The following is a 15,649-nucleotide window of genomic DNA, read 5'->3' as shown; positions in this document are numbered from 1 at the left end:
TTCGGACACCCCGTCTGCCCGCAGTGTCACCGGCGGCGGGGCCCCGCAACCCCTCGTGCGGCCACTTCAGAGGAGCACTTGAGCTTCCCGCGAGACGTCAACTCTGCGAAGGCGCAGGGTCCCTGATCGGGTGATAGGTCGCATACCGGCACAAACGCTGGGAAGGTCACCGCGTCGGCTCCGGCCGACCGCGTCCGACCACGTCAACGCCACCCACGGGGAATCACCGCATGAGCCGTCCCACACGCCGCCCCACCCGTCGCCTCACCCGCCGTCCCGCCGGCGATCCCTCCCTCCGCCTCACCCGCCGTCCCGCCGGCGATCCCTCCTTCCGCCTCACCCGCCGTCTCGCCGTCCCGGCCGCCGCCCTCGCCGCGCTCCTCGCGTCAGCGGCCCCCGCCGTCCCGGCCGCGCCCACCGTGCCGGCCGCCGTCCCGCCCGGCCATGTGTACTTCTGGGCCGAGCGCGGCCAGATGGGCCCCGGCGGCGCCTGGGACTACGCGCCTCCCGGATACCGCGAGGCCGAGCCGCGCGTGAAGCGCCACGCCTACTCCTTCGACTCCCACGCCCCGGTCAGCGTCTACGCCATCCACTTCCGCGCCGGCGGCGGCTGCCTGTACCGCGAGATCCGCCCCGACGACTACGACGACGACTGGAGCGACTGGGCGACCAAGTTCGACGGCGTCAGCGACACGAAGATGGGGTGCGAGGCGGGTTGACCACGTCCTCGAGTACGCCGTCGCCCACGCCCAGGCCCCCGACGCCCCCGCCCCCGTCCCGGCCCCTGCCTCCGGCCGGGTCCGCCCGTCGCGGCGGGCCGGCCGCCGTCGGCCTGCTGGGGTGCGGGCTGCTCCTCCTCGGCGGGGCGGCCCTCACCTGCTGCACGCCCGCCCCGGCGCCGCCCCGGCTGTCGCCCGACGACGTCATCAAGGCCGCGACCCAGCGGCTCACCGACGACTGCCTCCTCCGGCAGGGGCTCACACCCCCGCGACCGGGGCAGAGTCCGCCGCCGGACGCCGAGCGGGAGCGGGTCGCGGAGGCGATGTTCGGCGCGGGCCGCACCGAACTGTCGCTGCGGCTGCCCACCGGGCACGTCGTCCGCGCCCACACCGACGGCTGTCTCGCCGCCGCCCAGCGACGGCTCTACGGCGACCAGCGCCGCTGGTTCCGTACGTCGACGATCGTCAACAACATCGAGCCCGAGGCCGCCCACGGCGACCGCACGCTCGCCGAGGTCCGCGCCGACCGCAGCGCCGAACTCGCCGACTGGCAACGGCTGCGGGCCCGCGCCCTCACCGAGGCCGAAGCCCTGCTCCAGCGCCGGAACGGCCCTGCGTCGTCCTGATCCGGCGCGCAACCGAGAAGAACCCACCCCCCACCGAAAGGACCCGTACCACCGTGACTCGCCCGACCATGACCCGTTCGACCGTGAAGCGCTGCACCGCGCTGCTCTCCGCCGTGCTGCTGTCCGCCGGAGTCGTCCTCACCGCCTCGGGCTCCGCGCAGGCGGCCGCCTGTGGCAGCGGCAACTTCTGCGTGTGGACCGACGCCAACTTCTCCGGCATGAAGATCGAGTGGCCGGGCGACGACCACTGGTGGGAGAGCAACATCGCCGACGAGGACTCCTCCTGGGCCAACCACGGCATCTCCGGCGCCGGCATCAAGGACCACGTCAAGGTCTACTCCAGCGGCAACCTCGGCGGCCACATGACCATCTGCCTCACCCCCGGCCAGGAGGTCGGCTACAACGGCGCCGCCAACGACGACGGCGACTCCCACACATGGGCCGCCGGCTGCTGACGCCGCCGACCGGACGGGCACCGCGCACCGGCGACCGCCCGCGGACCACGTGAACGAGGGCGCCCGACCACCTACAGGGCGCCCTCCCACCAAGCCGCGCTCACCCCGGCAAAGCCGCGCTCACCCCGGCAACGTCAGCCCCCACGCCCCTTCCCGCACCGTCCACGTCCGGGTCCGTACCGGTCCGGCCACCACCAGGGAGTCCGCCCGGTAGCGGAAGTCCGCGCCGGACACCGTCACCCGCCGCCCCACCGCCCGCAACGGCGCGGCCTCGGCGCCCACGGACACCGGCCTGACCTCGACGTCCGCGCCGCCGTCCGTGCCGGGGGCGATCGACACCCCCTGCACCGGCTGGTCGAGGTCGACGAGCGTCACCCCGTCCACCTCCACCCGCAGCCGGGAGGGCCCGACCGCGGCCGGGGAGGCGACCCGTATCCGGGCGGGCCGCGCGACCCGCCTGATGCGGGGCGGGTGCGCGGACAACGTCCGCACCAGGGACTGCGGCCAGTTCCGCAACCACGACTGATGCCCGGAGGAGCCACCCCCCGCCCCCACACCGGCCCGCGCGCCGAAACCGAGGTCGGACCCGGCCCCGGTTCCCGCCGTGCCGCCGTAGCCCTCTGCTCCGGCCTCCGACTCCGCGTCCGCGTCCGCCTCCGCGTCGAGGGCGGTCGCCCCCGCGGGCGCCGGGATCCGCAGGGCGCCGAGCACCACCCCGTCGCTGTCGTCGACGAGCAGATCCAGCCGTCGTTCGACCCCGTCGAGGGCGGCCCGCGCGGCGGCCACGGCACCGGTCGGCACGCCCAGCGACCGGGCCAGGCCCAGCGACGGCCCCACCGGAACCATGGCCAACGCGCACGCCGACAGCTCCCGCTGCCGGTGCAGAAGGGCCACCGCGCGCAGCAGCGCACGGTCGTCCCCGACCACCACCGGCCGTCGGGAACCCCGCCGCGCCAGTACCCGAGCGAATTCCTCGGGCCCTTCCGGAAGGCACACTTTCGTACTCGCCGCACCCGCGCTGAGCACGTCTTTCGCGATCCTTACCGCCTCACCGTCCGTGTGACGGGCGAGGGGGTCGATGACCACGAGGAGCTGGTCGCCAGTTGCCACCTCGGTCCTGCCTCGCTTCCTCGGGTAGCATCTTTGTGCAAGAGCCCCTTGCGCTATTGCGCCAGGGGCTTCGTCTATTCCGGGGCATCCGGGTCCACAGTGTGCGACCAACGACGGTCGCGGTGCACGCGGTGAGCATTCAAGCCACCGCGTACGCCCCCGACCTTGGACATGCCCCGCCCGGAAGGGGTGTACGCGCGTGCCCGCACTTGTGCTGCTCGGTGCTCAGTGGGGTGACGAGGGTAAAGGGAAGGCCACCGACCTGCTCGGCGGATCCGTCGACTACGTGGTCCGCTATCAGGGCGGCAACAACGCCGGCCACACGGTCGTCGTCGGCGACCAGAAGTATGCCCTCCACCTTCTCCCCTCCGGCATCCTCACACCGGAGTGCACTCCGGTCATCGGCAACGGCGTCGTCGTCGACCCGTCGGTCCTGCTCTCCGAGCTGAGCGGTCTGAACGAGCGCGGCGTCGACACGTCCAAGCTCCTGATCAGCGGCAACGCTCACATCATCACGCCGTACAACGTGACGGTCGACAAGGTCACCGAGCGCTTCCTCGGCAAGCGCAAGATCGGCACGACGGGGCGGGGCATCGGCCCCACCTACGCGGACAAGATCAACCGTGTGGGCATCCGGGTGCAGGACCTGTACGACGAGTCGATCCTGACGCAGAAGGTCGAGGCGGCCCTCGACGTCAAGAACCAGATCCTGACCAAGCTCTACAACCGGCGCGCCATCGCCGTCGAGCAGGTCGTCGAGGAGCTGCTGGGCTACGCCGACAAGCTCGCCCCGTACGTCGCCGACACGGTCCTGGTCCTCAACCAGGCCCTCGACGACGACAAGGTGGTCCTCTTCGAGGGCGGCCAGGGCACGCTCCTGGACATCGACCACGGCACGTACCCCTTCGTGACCTCCTCGAACCCGACGGCCGGCGGTGCCTGCACGGGCGCGGGTGTCGGCCCCACGAAGATCAGCCGCGTCATCGGCATCCTCAAGGCGTACACGACCCGTGTCGGCGCCGGCCCGTTCCCGACGGAGCTGTTCGACGAGGACGGCGAGGCTCTGCGCCGCATCGGCGGCGAGCGCGGTGTGACCACCGGCCGTGACCGGCGCTGCGGCTGGTTCGACGCGGTCATCGCCCGGTACGCGACCCGGGTGAACGGTCTGACGGACTTCTTCCTCACCAAGCTCGACGTCCTCACCGGCTGGGAGGAGATCCCGGTCTGCGTGGCCTACGAGATCGACGGCAAGCGCGTCGAGGAACTGCCCTACTCGCAGACCGACTTCCACCACGCCAAGCCGGTCTACGAGACCCTGCCGGGCTGGTCCGAGGACATCACCAAGGCGAAGTCCTTCTCCGACCTGCCGAAGAACGCGCAGAACTACGTCAAGGCGCTGGAGGAGATGTCCGGCGCGCCCATCTCCGCCATCGGTGTGGGCCCGGGCCGCGACGAGACGATCGAGATCAACTCGTTCATCTAGCGCGTCCAGCGCGTCCAGCGCCTCCGGCGCATCTGGCAGGCACCGGAGCCGTCACGGATCCACGCCTTGACCGACGGGGCGGCCGACTCGACACGAGTCCGGCCGCCCCGTCGTCTATGCCCGCTCCACGCCGCAGCGTCGGGCGAGGGCGGTGAGGCGGTCGAGTTCGCGCTGGGCCGCGGCGGGGTGGGCGAGGTCGAGGGCCAGGGTGGCGCGGCCCATGAGGTAGAAGATGTCCTGGCGGGTGGCCGCGTCGACGCCGGTGGCCTGCTGGAGGCGGCGGCCGGTGACGCTCAGGAACAGCGCGATGGTGTCGAGACGGTCCCGCAGCTCCAGCGGCAGCGTCCGGCTCAGGGTGTCCTTGACGTAGTCGCGTGTCTGCCGGTCGGCCTCGCAGGGGCGGGGGAGGGTGGGAGCCCAGGGAAGGGCGAACTCCCGGGCCTCGTCGTACATGTCGGCCAACCAGCGTTGCGCGGCGGCGTGTTCGCCTTCGGCGGCCTGCTCGCGGGCCGACTCCAGCATCGACCGCAGCCGGCTCCTGACCTGCTCGTCCTCCCCGGTCCGCGCGTCCAGATAGCTGGACCACACGTCGAACGCCTTCCCCAACTCCGCGTCCAGCACGACCCCGTACACGTCCGGCACTCCGCGCCGCCCTCCCCGTCGAGCCGTCCACCCCGAACGGCAGCGGTACACGATAGACAGGCCAGGCCACAGCCCGCCCACGAATAACTCCGTACCCGGCTCGGCTGCCGTCAGGCAGGCGCGGGCAGGTTGTGCCACCAGTGACCGCACCCGTCGGAGCAGAAGCGCTCGCGGCGCCGTTCGTCGGCGATCGCGAGCACGGCGATCAACAGCCGGAACGACTTGCGGCGTTCGTCGGGCGGGGTGAGCTGGACGATCCTGCCCAGCTGCTGCTCGATCCGGCCGCGCACGATCAGCACGGCAGGCGTGTGCGTGGGCCGCAGCCCGGCGCGCAGAACGCTCCGAGGACCGTCCTCCTCGACGACACGGGCTTGGAGGCAGTGGTTGTGCAAGTGCCTCAGCACGTCGTACTGGGCCTCCGGGCCGAGCGCGTCGAACCACGCGATGCCCTCGGACATGGGGCGCGGCCCCTGGGTGGGCATGGCCGGGCATCTCATCGGACATTGTTCGCCTGGCGGGCATATCCTGAATTCGTGCCCGGTGTGGTCCACGGGGTGGGAGAGGGGGGGTGGTGGCCGGGAGTCCTCAGGGGGCCGGAGAGGAGACTGCCATGCGCGTGTTGTTGAAGGCGTCCTTCGACACCCAGCGGTCGAGCGAGATGCTGCGGAGCGGCAAGCTGCCCCAGATGATGGAGGCGCTCATGGAGCGCACCAGGCCGGAGGCCACCTACTTCACCGTGGATCACGGCCAGCGGACGATGTACCTGTTCTTCGACATGACGGACTCCTCCGACATGCCCTCGATCGCCGAGCCGCTGTTCATGGAGATGGGAGCCAGCATCGACTACACGCCGGTCATGGACTTCGACGACCTGCAGACGGGCCTCGCCAAACTGAGCTGAGGCGACGTCCACCCGGCCGCCCTCGCCGCCCCCGCAGCCACCGCTCCTCAGCTGAAGATGATCATCGAGCCCTGGGCCAGGCTGCGGGTCGCCGCCGCGTTCAGGCCCAGCCAGACGTGGCGTTCGCGGGCGAAGGGGCTGGAGTCGAACGGCGCGGGAGCGGCCGGTTCCTCCAGCGATGTCGGCGCGAGCGGCGGGGCCGGGGCCAGCGGCGGGTTCGCGGGGTCGATCCCGATCGCCGGGGCCACGATCTCCAGTTCGCGCAGCAGGCCCTGGGAGGAGCCCAGCGGGCCGTTGCCCGCGAGGAGTTCGTCGTTGGCCAGCGGATGCGGGAAGTCCACGGGGACGTATGCGCCCGCGTGGTCGTAGTGCCAGACGAGATGCGACTGCTGGGCCGTCGTCTCGAACATCTCCAGCAGTTGCTCGTAGTCGCCGCCCAGCTCCCCGACCGGCGTCACCGGCAGCCCGCACACCTGCAACAGGTAGGCCCGGCGCAGGAAGTGCAGCGCGTCGTAGTCGAAGCCCGCGATCGGGGCGACCTCCCCGGTCAGCCCGGGCATGTACTGGTACACCGGCACCGGAGGCAGTCCTGCCTCGCCCAGCACCTGGTTGTAGAGCGCGAGTTCCTCGGCGAAGGGGTTGTCGGGGGTGTGGCAGAGCACGTCGACGAGCGGGACCAACCAGAGGTCACAGGCCAAAGGAGCACTCCTCACAGTGTGGGCGGGGAAGAAGCGTAGTCGCTGAACGCCGCCTTCACTCCCCTTCGTGCAGGTCCCATACCCATACACCGCCCACCCACTTACCGGGACGCCCGACCAGCTTGTCCACGGTGGCGCGCAACTGCTTGTCGTAGTACTGCGGCCGCAGTACCAGCGCCCCCGCGTGCCAGTACGCGAAGTCCTTGCGGGCCTGCGCCTGCCAGGCCTTTCCGATCACCGGGGTGCGGCCGGTGTAGCGCACGTCCCGCAGCAGGGCGGACGTGTGGCGCGGTACGGCGCCGTAGATCCCGGTGCGGTCCTGGCCGTAGGGGCCGTTGAAGTAGCCGCCGGGCATCCGGAAGCCGAAGCGGGCCGTGGTCTGCCAGTGCAGCGCCTCCGCGTTGCCGGGGTCCGGCAGCGGCACGGGCACGAGCGTCTCGCCGGCCTCGGTGTCGACGTACGACCGCCAGGTGCCGTCCGCGACGAACGACGGCACCTCGGGCCGGTCCTGCGACTTCAGCGGGGCCGGGACGATCGGCAGCAGCGCCAGGGTGATCGCCAGGAACCCCACGTAGCGGGTGCCGAGGCCGGGCACCTCCGCCAGCCGTTCGAAGGCGAGCGCCAGCAGCATGCCGAGCACCGGCGCGCAGATCATCGCGACCCGGCCCTCGATGACCGACTCGAACAGCGGCCGGTCCGCGAGCAGCGCCCACGGTCCGGGCAGGACGAGGTCCGTCTGCGGGAGGCGGATCTCGGGGCCCAGGGAGAGGACGGCGGCGGCGACCGCGGTGAAGCCGAGCGCCTTCACCAGGGGGCGCTCCCACAGGCGTACGACGATGCCGAGGGCCAGCAGCACCAGCGGCCAGCCGTAGAAGGCGTTCTGCTCGGTGGGGTTGAGGGACAGCGCGTCCGCCCGCTCCGGGTCACCCGCGAGGAGGGAACGCTCGGCGAAGGAGAGCAGGGCGAGGGGGCTGTTCCCGGCGTTGTCGCCGTGCCCGATGCTCTTGTAGCTCTGCGGGCCGAAGAACTGCCAGGACAGGAAGAAGGCCACCAGGGGCAGCGTGGTGAGGGCCGCGACCCAAAGGCCCTTCAGGAGGGGGCGCCAGGAGGCGCGGGCCACGTCCGGCCGTACGGCCCCGTACGCGGCGGCGAACAGCAGCATGCCCATCGCGGCGAGCAGCAGCGGCTCCTCGCCGAGGAAGACCTGGTACGCCGCCATCAGGCCGAGGACGACACCGTCCCGTACCGTCCGGGTGCCCGCGCACAGGCGGAGGGCCCGGTCGATGATCAGCGGGATCATGAACAGGACGATGAAGTTCGGGTGCGCGTTGGCGTGGCTGACCATCGGGGGCGCGAACGCGGCGAGGGCGGCACCGGTGAAGGCCGCGCCCCGGTGCCGTACGAGCCGCTTGACGAGCAGCCGGTACCAGGCGGCGGCGGTGGCGGCCAGGCCCAGCGTCATCACGAGGCCGAGGGTCACCGCGGGCCCCAGGGCGAGCGTCACCGGAGTGAACGGCACCGACAGGCCCAGCATGACCGTGTTGGCCATGAGGTTCACCCCGTCGGGGAAGCCCTGGAAGTCGGTGAACAGGGGGTTCCTGAGGTGGGCGACGTTGTCGGCGGTGACGGCGAAGAACCACTCCCACTGGTTCTGGTCCTGGAGCGAGTCGGGGAGGTAGCGGCCGTTCGGGTCGATCCAGCGGCCGGCGTAGAGGGTCACCGCCATCAGCAGGAAGACGACGACGGCGAGGACGTCGGCGGGGCGCAGCGACCGGGCCGCCGCCCGGACCGAACGGCCCTTCAGGGAGGCGAGTTCACCGAGGACGTGGGCGTAGTCCCCGGCCCGGATCTTCGAACCGGGCTGATGGGACCAGCGGATCGGGACCTCGGCGACGGACCAGTCGGCGCGCCGGAAGTGCCGCAGTATCTCGACGTCTATCCCGAACCCGTCGAGCCGGGAGGCGGCGAACGCCTCACGCGCCCGCTCGCCGTCGAACAGCTTGAACCCGCACTGCGTGTCGCGGATGCCGGGCACCACGAGCCCGCGTATCAGCAGGTTGCCCGCGCGGCCGAGGTGCTCGCGCAGCCGGTGCTGGCGCCGCTCGATGTGTGCCCCCGGCGCCTCACGGGAGCCGATCGCCGCCGCGTGCCCCTCGCTGAGAGCCTTGTCGAGCAGTTCCAACTCGTCGATGGGCGCGGCGAGATCGGCGTCCGTCAGCAGCACCCGGCGGCCGTACGAGGCGCAGACCCCGACGCGCAGGGCGTGGCCCTTGCCCCGGTTGCGGGGCCCGCCCCTGATGAGCTGCACCCGCGCGTCGCGCTCGGTGACGGCGGCCACGACCTCGCGCGTACCGTCCGTCGAACCGTCGTCGACGACGAGGACCTCCCACGTCTCGGCGGCCTCCGTCGCGGTGAGGTGGGAGACGATCGCGTCGAGGGTGGGGCCGAGGCGCCGCTCCTCGTTGTAGGCGGGGACGACGACGGACAGGTCGACGCCGACCCGGGGGCCGGCGTCCGTGCGGGCCTCGCTCATTCGCCGGCCAGCCGTTCCACGAGGGTCAGCGAGTGGTCGTCGTACTCGGCGATGATCTCCTGCGCGGTGATCGCGTCCCGGCGGGTGAGCGCGTCGACGAGGTCGGTGTAGCGGCCCCACAGCCGGCCCCTGAGGTCGTCCGCCCGGCGCAGGTGCTGCACCGCGCACACCCAGGACTGCACCCGCAGCCGGTGCAGGAAGTCCGAGAGATAGGGGTTGCCGAACAGGACGATCAGCTCGCGCCAGAACCGCAGGTCGTAGCCGATGAGGATGTTCAGGTCGCCTGCGGTCGCGGCCCGCCGGGCCTCCTCGCCGCGCCGCCGTACCCCGGCGAGCGCCGCCGCGGTACGGGTGTCCATCTTCCGGTCGCCGAGCCGGCGGAACATGCCGTCGCCGATGAGGATGCGGGCCTCGACCATGTGCCGGTAGTCGCCCAGCGAGTACTCGTGCACCTGGAAACCGCGGTGCTGCACCGCGTCCAGCAGCCCCTGCGCGGACAGGTCCACCAGCGCCTCGCGCACGGGCGTCGCCGACACCCCGTACTGCTCGGCGATCTCCTTCACCGTGAACTCCTGCCCCGGCTTCAGTCGGCCGGCCAGCACCTCGTCACGGAGCGCGTCCGCGAGCTGCTGCCGCAGGGTGCTTCGAGTCACGGCGCCATTGCCGCCGCCGGTGCCGGGCATCGTGGTCCGCTCCCCCCGTCCGCGTACGCGTACGCATTCCTGTTGCGTGGTCTCTGCGTTCTCTTACGAGCACGTCACCTTACGCGTTCGCGTTCCGGGGAGGCTGTTTCGGGCCCGCCACCGTGACGGCGGCGCCGTAAGGGCCCCGACCGACACAGATCGGCCACCTGGCGTGCGGTTTTTCCTCACGGGAGAGGTGGGGGAGGAGCCGCGGCACATGCGGAAGGGCGCCCCCGGGTCGTGGGACCGGGGACGCCCTTCGGCACTGCCGGGCGGGCGCGTCAGACGGTGAACTCGTCCGCCGCCGTCAGTGCCGCGTCGAGGGCGGCGAGGCCCTCCTTGGCCTCGGCCTCCGTGATGGTGCACGGGGGGACGACGTGGGTGCGGTTCATGTTCACGAACGGCCACAGGCCCTGGGCCTTGGCGGCGCCCGCGAAGGCCAGCATGGGCGCGTTGGCCTCACCGGCGGCGTTGTAGGGGACGAGGGGCTCGCGGGTCTCCTTGTTCCGGACGAGCTCCAGCGCCCAGAACATGCCGACGCCGCGCACCTCGCCCACCGACGGGTGCCGCTCGGCCAGCGCGCGCAGCCCCGGCTCGATGACGGACGCGCCGAGCGCCGCCGCGTTCTCCACGACCCCCTCCTCCGCCATGACGTCGATCGTCGCGACGGCGGCGGCACAGGCCAGGGGGTGCCCGGAGTACGTCAGACCGCCGGGGTACGGGCGCCGGGCGAACGTCTCCGCGATGGCCGGCGAGATGGCGACGCCGCCGAGGGGGACGTAACCGGAGTTCACACCCTTGGCGAAGGTCATCAGGTCGGGGACGACGTCGAAGAGGTCGGCCGCGAACCACTCGCCGGTCCGCCCGAAGCCCGCCATGACCTCGTCGAGGACGAAGACGATGCCGTGCTTGTCGCACAGCTCCCGCACGCCGGCCAGATAACCCGGCGGCGGAACCATGATCCCGGCCGTGCCCGGGATGGTCTCCAGGATGATCGCGGCGATGGTCGACGGGCCCTCGAAGGCGATCGTCGTCTCCAGGTGCTCCAGCGCGCGGGCGCACTCCTGCTCCTCGGTCTCCGCGTAGAAGCGGGACCGGTAGAGGAACGGCGCCCAGAAGTGCACGACCCCGGCGGTGCCGGCGTCGGAGGCCCAGCGGCGGGGGTCGCCGGTGAGGTTCACGGCCTGCTGGGTGCCGCCGTGGTACGAGCGGTACGCGGACAGCACCTTGGGGCGGCCGGTGTGGAGGCGGGCCATCCGGACGGCGTGCTCGACGGCGTCGGCGCCGCCGTTGGTGAAGAAGATCTTGTCCAGGTCGCCCGGGGTGCGCTCCGCGATCAGCCGGGCCGCCTCCGAGCGGGCCTCGATCGCGAACGCCGGGGCGAACGTGGTGAGCGTCGCCGCCTGCTCCTGGATGGCCGCGACGACCTTCGGGTGCTGGTAGCCGATGTTCGTGTAGACGAGGCCGCTGGTGAAGTCCAGGTAGCGCTTGCCGTCGTAGTCCCAGAAGTACGACCCCTCCGCGCCGGCGACTGCGAGCGGGTCGATGAGCTCCTGGGCGGACCAGGAGTGGAACACGTGCGCACGGTCCGCCGCCTTCACCGCGGCGCCGAGCTGGGGGTTGGGCTGAGGGGTCATGGGGTCGAGGGTAGGGGCGGGTGGTGCGGCCCCGACATCGGCGTCCTGTCTGCGGCAGGGCGCCGCGCCGCGACAGTGTGTCGCGCCGGGTGGGGGCCGCACCTGTTGTACGGCGCCCGGGGTCCGTGCCATGGGCATCACCCGGCAGAGCGTGCAGCGCGTCGCCGACCTCCTCGTCGACCGCGGCCTCACGGTGTACGTACCGAACCCGGCCCACCGCCGTGCCAAGCTCCTCACCCCGACCCCGGCGGGACGCGCCGCCGTCGAGAAGATCGACCCCGGTCACGCGGCCCTCGCCGACCGGCTCGCCGAGGCCCTCGGCGAGGAGGGGGTTCGCGGAGGCCGTCCGGGTCCTGGAGGCCCTGTCGGCCGCGCCGGAGGACCTGTCCGCCGGGAGCGAGGCTGTTACGGAACCGTAGACACCGCCCCACCCGCCATCTCCTGCCTCCGCACTACGATCGGTTCGTTGCGCACGTTCGGCACGTTCAGCCTGTACACGGCGTAACCGTACGTACGCGACAGACGCGCCGTACACATGCGTACGGCGCGACAGGCACGCGTACACATGCGCAGGGGATCGCACGGGGGAGAGGCGGGGGGTGGTGGCCATGGAGAAGCTCGGGCCGGGGGATCCGCTGGGGGTCCCCCCGGGCGTTGAGCTCCGGGGGAGGATCGGGACGTACCGGTTGCTCGCGCGGCTGGGTGCCGGCGGGATGGGCAACGTGTATCTGGCGCGGTCCGACCGCGGCCGTACCGTCGCCGTCAAGCACGTACGGCAGGAGCTGGCGGAGCAGGAGGAGTTCCGGGCCCGGTTCCGGCAGGAGGTGCAGGCCGCCCGCCGGGTCGGCGGGTACTGGACGGCGCCGGTCCTGGACGCGGACACCGAGGCCGACATCCCGTGGGTGGCCACCGGGTATGTCGCCGGTCCGTCCCTCCAGGCCGTGGTCGGCAGCGACCACGGCGCGCTGCCCGAGCGGACGGTCCGTATCCTCGCCGCCGGGCTCGCCCACGCCCTGGAGGACATCCACGCGGCCGGGCTCATCCACCGCGACCTCAAGCCGTCCAACGTCCTCGTGACGATCGACGGGCCCCGCGTCATCGACTTCGGTATCGCCCGGGCCCTGGAGACGATCACCGACGGAGGGCTCACCCGCACCGGCGCCCTCGTCGGCTCGCCGGGCTTCATGGCGCCCGAGCAGGTGCGCGGCGACCGCATCACCCCCGCCTGCGACGTCTTCTGCCTCGGCTCCGTCCTCTCCTACGCCGCCACCGGAAACCTCCCCTTCGGCGCCGCCAACTCCGGCGTCCACGCGCTGATGTTCCGCATCGCCGAGGAGGAACCCGACCTGGAGGGCCTGCCCGAGGGCCTGTACGACCTCGTACGGGACTGTCTGCGCAAGGACCCCGCCGCCCGCCCCACGCTCGCCCAGATCCTCCAGCGCACCGGCGCCGAGGACACGGTCTTCGCGGGCCGTTCCCGCGACCCCTGGCTGCCGAGCGCCCTCGTCGCCCAACTCGGCCGCCACGCGGTGCAGTTGCTGGACACGGAGGACCCGGAGGAAGCCGTGCCGGGGGGAGAGCGGCCGTACGGGGCGGGAGCCGCGGGCGCGCCAGACGCCTCGGCGGGCGCGGTCGCCGGCCAGGGTTCGCCGGAGGCGTCCGGGGTGCCCGGAGGTCCGGCTGAGGGCGGTGGGCCGGGGACGCCCGACCTCACCAAGCAGCCGCCCGCCGCTGCCGCCTCCGCTGCCGGCGCCGGGTTCGCCGCCTCGGGGGCGCCCGCCTCCGCGGGGGGCGTGCCGACACCGCCGGGCGCCCCGGCATCCCCCTACGCGAGTCCCTCCGGTCACCCCGAGAGCGCCCCCGGTCATGCCGCCGGGCCCGAGGGTGGTGCCGTGCCGCCTCCGCCCGGGGCGCCGGGGGCCGGTGGGCCGGGCTCCGCCCCGCTCGACCGGCTGCCCACCCAGGCCGTGAGGGCGGGCTCCCAGCCGCCCCCGCCCACCGCGCCGCCCGGCCCCGCCCCGTACGGCTTTCCGCACCAGCAGCCGGCGCATCCGCAGTCCCCGGCCGGCTACGGCTATCCGCAGGGCGCGGCCCCCGGCTACGGCTATCCGCAGGGCGCCCCGCAGGGCCAGGCCGCGTACGGGACGTACGGGCAGCAGCCGTACACCGATCCGCAGCAGCACGGGGGGCAGGCGCCGTACGGGGGGCAGCAGCCGTACGGCGGTCACCAGGCCCTCGGCGCCGCGGGCGGCCTCGGCGCGACCCCTCCGTACGGGCCGACGCCCCTCCAGGGCCCCGGCGGCCGGCCGCGACCGGACCGGTCCGGCGGCAGGCGTTCCTCCGTGGTTTTCGTCGCGGTCGCCCTGGTGGTGGCGCTCGGCGCGGGCGGCTCGGTGTACGCGCTGATGAAGAAGGGGGAGCAGGGCGGCAAGGAGAACGACGGCAAGGGCGGGCCCACGACGAGCGGGCCCGAGACCCCCGGGCCGACGACGTCCGGGCCGACCGACCCGGAGACCTCTCCCGACCCCACCACCGAGTCCCCGGACGCGGGCACCATCCCGGAGGACTTCCTCGGCACCTGGAACGCGTCCCTCGGTGGCTCCGGCGGGTCCGACACCCGTGAACTCGTCATCCAGCAGGGCGAGGTCGGCGACATCGTGCTCTCCCTGACGGCGGACGGGCCGCTGGAGACGGGCGGCACGTACCACTGCGTGTTCGAGGCGGAGCTGAGCGAGGCGCCGGACGACGACGGCCCCCTGCGGATCGGCCCCTCCACGGTCACCGAGGGGGAACCGGCCACGTCCTGCTCACCGGGCGCCGCCACCACGGTCACCCTCCTCCCCGACGGCCGCCTGCGCCGCGTGGACACGGCGGGCAAGTCGGTGACCTACACGAAGGGCTGAGCGGGGGCCGGGGCGCCTAGGAGCTCGGGGGTGCGCGGTTCGTTGGCGGGTGCGGGTTCGTCGTGGTTTCTCGCGCGGTTCCCCGCGCCCCTGAAGGGTTGGGCCTGCGGCCCGGCCTTCATCCTGAAAAGCACGGGGCGCGGCCCCGGTCGCTTTTCAGGGGCGCGGGGCGTTGACATATGCGGCTCCGCCGCGTGGGCGCGACCAGCCCCCACGCACCCGCACCCGCCCACGAAACAGCGCCCCCCGAGCCATGAGGCGCCCTGGTCACCGCGTATCCGGTGGTCTCTGGCGAGGCATGTTCGGCCGTGCCCCCGGCGACATCGGCAGTCGGCCGCCGGGCGGGATCTCGGAGGGCCGGGAGGCCGACCCGGCCGTCTGGAGGCCCAGCGGCGCCGCCCCCGCGCGGAACTCGACCATCCAGTCCGCGGTCTCCGCCCGCACCAGCTCCGTCACGTCCTCCGAGAACCGCCGCAGTACCGACAGGCACCGCTCCGCCGCCTCCCCGGCCGTCCCCTCCGTCGGCCCGAGCACCTCCCGCGCGCTCTCCGACGCCCAGTCGAACTGGAGCGCCTGGAGCCGCCGCTGCACCGCCTGCGCCGTGGCGACGTCCCTCATCCACCCGGAGGTGAGCCCGAAGAACCGATCCGCTGCCACACAGGCCACTGAGCCCAGCAGGGCCAGGTACCCCCAGGGCGCCATGCCGCCGACCGCCCCGGTGACGTCCAGCAGCGGCAACCCGGCCCCCGCGAGCGCGCCCACCGCCGCCCCCACCCGCAGCACCCGTGCCGCCAGCCGTTTGCCCGTCCGGTCCGCGAGATACCACGCGGTGGTCTCCAGCGCCGCCCGCTCCACCCACCGGTACAGCTCGTCCAGCCGCTCCGCCGGCACCGCCCAGTCCCCGTGCGGAAAGGGCCGCCCGGTCAGATCACCCGCCCACGGCCCGTCCGCCCCCGTCCACGGCTCGGCCCACAGCCCCGGCCCCTCACCCCGCCCGTCCTGGGGGGACCCCTCGGGCTGCATCTCCGGCTGGCTCACCCGGTACTCCCTACTGACGACGCCGCTGACGACAGTGCGAGACGCGTGCGCGCACCGCCGCGTCACCGGCCGTACGCACGGCCTCTTCCTACCTCCCAATGGGTGGCGAAAACCCCGGTTTCATAGCTTTTCCGCCTGGAAGAGGTCCTTGATCAGGTATACGAATCCCCGCACGCTCACTCGAAAGAGTGGCGCCGCGCGGGCCGGGCCGACCACGTAGG

The 15,649-nt window shown here is 72.9% G+C and carries 14 protein-coding genes and 1 pseudogene; 7 read left to right on the top strand and 8 right to left on the bottom strand.

Annotation, left to right across the window (positions count from 1 at the left end; genetic code table 11):
• The first annotated feature begins 230 nt into the window (after window positions 1-230).
• From SMA5143A_RS27190 to SMA5143A_RS27180, 3 genes are all read left to right on the top strand, one after another.
• Entirely contained in the window at window positions 231-719 is a 489-nt protein-coding gene (locus SMA5143A_RS27190; protein ID WP_258193773.1) for a hypothetical protein, read from the top strand.
• The gene (locus SMA5143A_RS27185) at window positions 716-1,345 is read left to right on the top strand and encodes a hypothetical protein (protein WP_375136550.1); all 630 of its coding nucleotides are present in this window, start codon (window positions 716-718) and stop codon (window positions 1,343-1,345) included. The genes SMA5143A_RS27190 and SMA5143A_RS27185 overlap by 4 nt, the downstream gene beginning before the upstream one ends.
• A 68-nt stretch (window positions 1,346-1,413) precedes the next feature.
• Complete coding sequence (locus tag SMA5143A_RS27180) at window positions 1,414-1,800, top strand: peptidase inhibitor family I36 protein (RefSeq protein ID WP_099966919.1); 387 nt, start codon at window positions 1,414-1,416, stop codon at window positions 1,798-1,800.
• 120 nt (window positions 1,801-1,920) lie between these two features.
• On the opposite strand, the gene SMA5143A_RS27175 is transcribed toward SMA5143A_RS27180, so the two are convergent.
• A complete protein-coding gene (locus SMA5143A_RS27175; RefSeq protein WP_107465449.1) occupies window positions 1,921-2,910 on the bottom strand; it encodes a diacylglycerol kinase in 990 nt (329 codons plus the stop codon).
• Between the two features lie 199 nt (window positions 2,911-3,109).
• On the opposite strand from SMA5143A_RS27175, the gene SMA5143A_RS27170 reads away from it, so the two are divergent.
• On the top strand, window positions 3,110-4,393 hold the full coding sequence (locus tag SMA5143A_RS27170; RefSeq protein ID WP_055717832.1) for an adenylosuccinate synthase: 1,284 nt from the start codon (window positions 3,110-3,112) through the stop codon (window positions 4,391-4,393).
• A gap of 114 nt (window positions 4,394-4,507) precedes the next feature.
• Here the strand turns inward: SMA5143A_RS27170 and SMA5143A_RS27165 are convergent, their stop codons facing one another.
• Window positions 4,508-5,035, bottom strand: a complete 528-nt coding sequence (locus SMA5143A_RS27165; protein ID WP_107465448.1) for a hypothetical protein — start codon at window positions 5,033-5,035, stop codon at window positions 4,508-4,510.
• 110 nt (window positions 5,036-5,145) lie between these two features.
• Entirely contained in the window at window positions 5,146-5,517 is a 372-nt protein-coding gene (locus SMA5143A_RS27160; RefSeq protein WP_258193772.1) for a DUF5958 family protein, read from the bottom strand.
• A gap of 128 nt (window positions 5,518-5,645) precedes the next feature.
• Here SMA5143A_RS27160 and SMA5143A_RS27155 point away from each other — a divergent pair, with 128 nt between their 5' ends.
• Window positions 5,646-5,936 (top strand): hypothetical protein, encoded by a 291-nt coding sequence (locus tag SMA5143A_RS27155; RefSeq protein WP_107465446.1) that lies wholly within the window; start codon window positions 5,646-5,648, stop codon window positions 5,934-5,936.
• A 47-nt stretch (window positions 5,937-5,983) separates the two neighbouring features.
• Here SMA5143A_RS27155 and SMA5143A_RS27150 read toward each other — a convergent pair whose 3' ends face one another.
• The 4 genes from SMA5143A_RS27150 to SMA5143A_RS27135 all read right to left on the bottom strand — a co-directional run bounded on the left by SMA5143A_RS27150 (window position 5,984) and on the right by SMA5143A_RS27135 (window position 11,487).
• Entirely contained in the window at window positions 5,984-6,634 is a 651-nt protein-coding gene (locus SMA5143A_RS27150) for a hypothetical protein (RefSeq protein WP_055542634.1), read from the bottom strand.
• Window positions 6,635-6,689: 55 nt separating this feature from the next.
• Window positions 6,690-9,167: a dolichyl-phosphate beta-glucosyltransferase gene (locus tag SMA5143A_RS27145; protein ID WP_107465445.1), complete on the bottom strand. Its 2,478-nt coding sequence runs from the start codon at window positions 9,165-9,167 to the stop codon at window positions 6,690-6,692.
• Window positions 9,164-9,850: a GntR family transcriptional regulator gene (locus SMA5143A_RS27140; protein ID WP_107465444.1), complete on the bottom strand. Its 687-nt coding sequence runs from the start codon at window positions 9,848-9,850 to the stop codon at window positions 9,164-9,166. The genes SMA5143A_RS27145 and SMA5143A_RS27140 overlap by 4 nt, the downstream gene beginning before the upstream one ends.
• 281 nt (window positions 9,851-10,131) lie before the next feature.
• Window positions 10,132-11,487 carry an aspartate aminotransferase family protein gene (locus SMA5143A_RS27135; protein WP_107465443.1) on the bottom strand — a complete coding sequence of 452 codons (1,356 nt, stop codon included), beginning with the start codon at window positions 11,485-11,487 and terminating at the stop codon, window positions 10,132-10,134.
• A 124-nt stretch (window positions 11,488-11,611) separates the two neighbouring features.
• Between SMA5143A_RS27135 and SMA5143A_RS27130 the strand changes: the two are divergent.
• Together SMA5143A_RS27130 and SMA5143A_RS27125 are read left to right on the top strand one after the other, a co-directional pair.
• A pseudogene (locus SMA5143A_RS27130) lies at window positions 11,612-11,906 on the top strand (MarR family winged helix-turn-helix transcriptional regulator); the annotation flags it as partial.
• A gap of 189 nt (window positions 11,907-12,095) precedes the next feature.
• The gene (locus SMA5143A_RS27125) at window positions 12,096-14,390 is read left to right on the top strand and encodes a serine/threonine-protein kinase (RefSeq protein ID WP_107465461.1); all 2,295 of its coding nucleotides are present in this window, start codon (window positions 12,096-12,098) and stop codon (window positions 14,388-14,390) included.
• A gap of 267 nt (window positions 14,391-14,657) precedes the next feature.
• Here the strand turns inward: SMA5143A_RS27125 and SMA5143A_RS27120 are convergent, their stop codons facing one another.
• Window positions 14,658-15,428: an SLATT domain-containing protein gene (locus tag SMA5143A_RS27120; protein ID WP_107465460.1), complete on the bottom strand. Its 771-nt coding sequence runs from the start codon at window positions 15,426-15,428 to the stop codon at window positions 14,658-14,660.
• Window positions 15,429-15,649: the final 221 nt, after the last annotated feature.

Origin of the sequence: Streptomyces sp. MA5143a (genome assembly GCF_900290235.1) — a bacterium.
Lineage (GTDB): Bacteria > Actinomycetota > Actinomycetes > Streptomycetales > Streptomycetaceae > Streptomyces.
Note: the sequence above shows the minus strand (reverse complement) of the source record. Positions and strands in the feature narration are given on the sequence as shown.